Origin of the sequence: Streptomyces sp. NPDC050564, from assembly GCF_044457265.1 — a bacterium.
GTDB lineage: Bacteria > Actinomycetota > Actinomycetes > Streptomycetales > Streptomycetaceae > Streptomyces.
Genome location: NZ_JBITGS010000103.1, coordinates 1 through 5,139 on the forward strand (window position 1 = coordinate 1; position 5,139 = coordinate 5,139).

Annotated in this window: 3 protein-coding genes; 2 read left to right on the forward strand and 1 reads right to left on the reverse strand. The window is 59.6% G+C overall.

Annotated elements, in window-relative coordinates:
• Positions 1-357: 357 nt before the first annotated feature.
• Positions 358-1,101 (forward strand): 2OG-Fe dioxygenase family protein, encoded by a 744-nt coding sequence (locus ACIBK0_RS51695; protein ID WP_399097483.1) that lies wholly within the window; start codon positions 358-360, stop codon positions 1,099-1,101.
• A 1-nt stretch (position 1,102) separates the two neighbouring features.
• Positions 1,103-2,062, forward strand: a complete 960-nt coding sequence (locus tag ACIBK0_RS51700; RefSeq protein WP_399097487.1) for a RimK family alpha-L-glutamate ligase — start codon at positions 1,103-1,105, stop codon at positions 2,060-2,062.
• Here the strand turns inward: ACIBK0_RS51700 and ACIBK0_RS51705 are convergent.
• Entirely contained in the window at positions 2,053-4,755 is a 2,703-nt protein-coding gene (locus tag ACIBK0_RS51705) for a tetratricopeptide repeat protein (RefSeq protein WP_399097485.1), read from the reverse strand. The two genes, ACIBK0_RS51700 and ACIBK0_RS51705, sit on opposite strands and share 10 nt — an antisense overlap.
• Positions 4,756-5,139: the final 384 nt, after the last annotated feature.

Below are 5,139 nucleotides of genomic sequence, written 5' to 3' on the forward strand. Positions count from 1 at the left end.
CAAATTCAGCCGTTGCCGACACTCAACAACCATGGTGGGCACGAAGACATCCTGCCCCCAGAGCCTCCGCCCGGGTCAGCCAGGAGCGAGCCGCGTCAACAGCCCTGCCGAGGTTGAAAAGGGCTCAGTCACATGTGGCATAGCTGTGCTCCAGTCCCTTCTGACCCAGCGGGCTTCGCTGTTACTGACCATCTCATCGCGGCAGCGCACGCTCGATGACGGCTGAATCACATTCGTCTGGGTAGCTCATCCGCGTCATCCCGTAGCGATCTATATGGCATATGGTGCACAATCCCATGTACTTGCTCCATGACATCTCTCCCATGATAAAGATCACGGAAGGATACCTTCTGAGCCATGGGTCCAGAGGAGTTCAGGACGGGTCTTAATAATGCGCGCGAGGTAATTGAGAAGGGTGGTCTGGTCCTTGTGACAGGGGCGGATCTGATGGCCGTACGAGATATCGGCTTAGATTTTCCGGTATTTGCTGGGGTGTGGCCCGGCCTGCCTGTGGACCCGTACTATGTGGGCGACAGGCCCAGCCGGTTTCGACGCCATGCACAGTTCGATTTTGATGCGGATGCAGGCGCGATTCACTGGCGGAGGTCTACTGGCTACTTTCAGGCGATAGAGTTCAACCCGCTTTTCGGCGGAATGGTGCGACATTTTGCGCCGATAGAGCGATACGGGGCTGTCGAACGTGTCTTGACGAGGCTTGTCAGGATTATGAGCCGCGAGGTCTTCGAGCTTTCCGGTCGGTGGCTCATCAATGTCCACCTGGTCAGGATCGCAGGGGATCCTGACTCTGCGGCGTCCCCCGCACCGGAGGGCCCACACCGCGACGGGTATGACTTCATCTCGCTGCACTTGGTGGGACGGGACAACGACAGCGGCGGCGAAACCATTATTTTAGATAAATCAGACAGACGACTGTTCGCGTTGACGCTAAACGCGCCCTTGGATACGCTCTGCATGGACGATCGGCAATTCCGTCACTACGTGACTCCCATCAGCGCCAAAGATCGCCATTGTCGTCGCGACATGATCCTCATCAGCTATCAGGCAACGGGGTCTGATTACCCTTTGTCGGTATTTGAATGAGGTGACACGCGTTCGCCAGAGTAGGAGCAGTAAAATTCGTATTGGCATTATTCAGACGTTTGAGCCCGGCGAGCGTTGGACCTATGAGTTGGGCTTCGCTCTGGAGCGCCTTGGTTTCTCCTGGGTGCCCATCGAGGCGACCTACCTCAAAGCGGTCGTGAACGAACGTGGGTCAGCTTCACTGCTCATCGAAGGAGATCCTGACCTCTCTGAGTCCAGCGTGGACGAGTTGGCGCTCGACGGTGTCATCTGGCGGGTTTCAGAAGAGGATTTCTACAACTATTCCAACATCTTCGCCTTGCTGTCCGCTCGTTATGTGATGATTAACGACTGGCAGTGCATTCGGACCTGCTCGGATAAATGGCGCACCAGCGTCAAGCTGGCTGCAGCCGGCATCACTGTCGTGCCGACGGTTCTACTTGCCCCGGGAATGGCTGTGCCTGGGTTCGAGGGCCGGAAAACCATCATCAAGCCTTCTGTTGGCGCAAGCGGGAACGGTGTCCGTCTCGCCGACTCCGGCGTGATCCCGTCAATCAGCACCCCGCATGTGGCACAACCACTGGTGGAGGGACCCAGCAGTGCGCATATTCGGGTCATTGTCTGCGGATTCGAACCTATCGTCTCGATCCACAGGATTCCCGGAGCGAATCAAAAGAGCATCGGCGTAGAAATCAATAACGTGGCTGCCGGAGGCCGCCCGGTACCCGCCCCGATGGAGCCGGTACATGATCTCGCCGCTCAGGTTGCCCGATGCGTCGGCGGAGACGTCATTGGTGTGGACTTCGTTCCCTGGAATGGAGGCTACGCGGTACTGGAAGTCAACTCATCGCCGGGCTTCAACGGCATCGACGAGGCAACAGGCGTGGACTGCTTCCAAGCTGCCGCCGAGCAAGTTGTCCGACGTCTGTCAGGCACCGCAATCGAGAGGAAATACGACGCCGTAGCTTCAGGTCAGTCCTGACGGTTGCGTACCACCTGGCGCCAGCGGTCGCGGGTTTCCGTCAGGCCGTCGAGCCAGTCAGCGGTTGGCGTAGTGCCACCCGCCTGACCGTCATCTGACCAGAAGTCGCAGATCTCAAGCAGCCAGAGGAAGTCTCCATCCGTAACAGCGGCGGCGAGATCTGCACGGGCTCGCCTCATTGCCTCGACGGAACGGGAGAGGGTGGCATTGAGGTTGAGAATGAGGCGGGCGTACGACTGGATCGACGTCAGTCCCGCTGCCCTTCCTTGGTCACGGATCTCCATAATCCGCTGCGCCGACACTTCGCTCCCGTCTGCAGCCAGGGCCGCTGCTCCCAACTGTGCCATTAGCGCGGCCCATCTGTTGCGCGATGTCTGCACCGCCGCAATGCTCTCGGCGACGATGCCTGTGTTTTCACTCCCGTCGTCGCCGATCAGCCCGCAGACGAAGCCCAACGACCCCAGCAATTCTTCGGCGTTTCCCAGATACCCCATCGCGATGAACTGCTCTCGGCTCTGCTTGTACTCCTGTTTGGCCTGCTCAAAAAGTCCCTGCGACCAGGAGAGCGTGCCTGCCATCTGCAGCCAGACTGCCTCACGCGGCTGGGAGTTGACGAGATCCCGTAGCTCGCGGAAATGGCCACGCCGGCGCAGGGGGTGGACGAGCCCCTTGGAAGCGAGGCTTGCGATCCTCGTGTCACTGCTCCCGCTGATGGAACGGATGAGCCGCTCTGCCTCAGCAGCGTCGCCCAGCTCCCGGGCAGCTTCCGCGGCATAGTATGTGGCGAGGTCACGGGCGTCGCCGGTCAACAGCCCAGCAGAAAGTACCTCGTTGAGTGCTCTCGCCGTCTCCCGAAGATCAGTCGACATGACGTCGCCCCGCAGGCGGCCCTGCCAACGATGGTCGACGACGGCTAGCATCGTCCGGGCCAACGCAGCCGCAGGGCTTGCTTCATCGGCCCCGATCAAGGGGCGCACGCTGCCTTCCCAGAGGCAGTCTTCGATGAAGACGTAGGAGGCCTCAAGACACCAGCCCAAGTCCAATCGGTACTCGTCGGCCAGGCGCAGCGCCTGGTTCAGTGCACTGTTGGCGGTTCTGCGGGCTCCCGCCCGGCTCGCTCGGTGATAACGCTCGCCCAGCGTGTCGAACGCACGCTGCGCATAGCGCGTCCAGTCCGCCGGCGTGAACGCGTCCGCGCCTCCGCTTGCAAGCTGCACCTCGCGACGGATGAGCCGGTGAATCGAATAGGGAAACGGAGCGTCCTCGTCTGACATGACAAACAAGCGATGTGTCAGCCGAACGGCGACAGCCTCAGACTCCAGGTTGGCCAGGGACACTGCGAGTTCTACATCAAACGAGTCGAGCAGGCTGAGGATGCGGACGAGGCGCCGTTCGTCGCTGTCCAGATCCCGCAACACGCGTGACACGAGACCGGGAAATCCACTCACGAAATCCGTCGGCTCCGGTCGAGCGCCGGCACCAACGATCTGTATGTAACGTGCGACAGCCAGATCCAAGTAGAGCGGATATCCACCTGAGGCGCGGGCTATCTGAGCGCGAATATCGGCGTTGATCACCGGTTCATCGCCGTTACGCAGGCGCAGGCTGAGGAATCTTGCGCTGTCGTCGTAGGAGAGATGTCCCACCATGTGCTGGGCGGGCTCCACGGACGAGCCAATTGCAAGACCAGGCCAGGACTCAGGCCCGCTCCACTGCAAGTCTCCCGCAGAACGTGGATCAGCCCAATCCAGTCGATTCCGTCCGGAGATGACGAATAGGACGTTTGGCATGAGCCAGATGAGGCGCTGAAGTAGCCGCTCAAAGCTGCGGTCCGTCTGTCGAGTCACGTCCTCGAACGTATCCAGGAAAACTGTCACATGAAACTGTCCCTCGAGCTTCCGGGAAAGCTCACTGAGGTCCCAGGACAACAAGTGCGGATAATAGCTGAGACTTTCGAGATCTGGTTCAGCCTGTAACAGTGGCTTGAGCCTACGGCAGTCTTCTATTGCGTGTCGCAGGGCACGGTGCCGACGCGCTGCCCTGCCGATAGCCAGCGCGATACGTGAAGCTGCCGAGACCATCGCACTTGACGAGCCAAACGCACCGGCTATCTCTGCCAGCCCCTCTTGCATCTGCTCGGGAAGTCGTATCGCCTCACTCGCCCGACGCAGGGCCCCGTCTCCACGTAAGAATTCATCCAGGGGGGTGTCCGGGTGCGCGTGTTCCCAGTAGCGGCTGAACGTGATGTCGAAGGCGTGCATCGGGCGGCCGAGTCGGCCGACTGCCGCTCGAATTGAAAGCAGGATCCGTTCGAGATCGATGCCCGAATCACTGGCGAGATCCACTCGCGCTTCCACAGGTTTCTCAAACTGGCGTTGCATGACTGGCCAGTTTTGGCGCTGCTGTCGGTCATCACCGCTGTGCCGTATCTCGAGCGCGCGGGAAAGAGATGACTTACCCACTCCGCCTGCTCCGAAAAATGTTAGCACATTCCGTCTCGGGGAAACGACGTCTTGGCTGTCGAAATGACTGTCGGTGATGTGATTATGATGCATTTGCACCGCCATGTCGAAGGCCAAACATTCTTCGTCGCGGTCGATGAAGAGTTTCACCGCGTTGAAGTTTGTGGCGTTCGTGGCAAATATCAGGGATAAATCAGGTTGCGCAATTTCCTCTTCATCGTCGAAGGGCATCGATTCGGGCTCCTCGGGATGGTCGCATGAGCGGCTTGACGCAACTGGCACAGTACAGAGTTATTCTGCGTTCTCAGGTTCGGTAAATTACCGCCGAGAAGAATGAAAGGTTGGGCGGGCAGCATCCGAAACACTGTGCGAAGTGTGCATAGGTGGGCCGGTGAATGACGATCGTTTTCGTCGCTTGGCCAACGTTCACGGATCCTCCCCCAAGAACCGACCATGCCCAGGCGTGCCCTGAAAGCCGTACAACCCTAGAGCCTGACAAGGGCCAACACAATGAGGGAGACTGTCCCGCACGGGCCCTGCCCAAACACCACCCGCTCGCCAACATCAGTTCCTCACGGCGGGATATCTGGGCCATGTCGCCGTTCCCTGAACCGT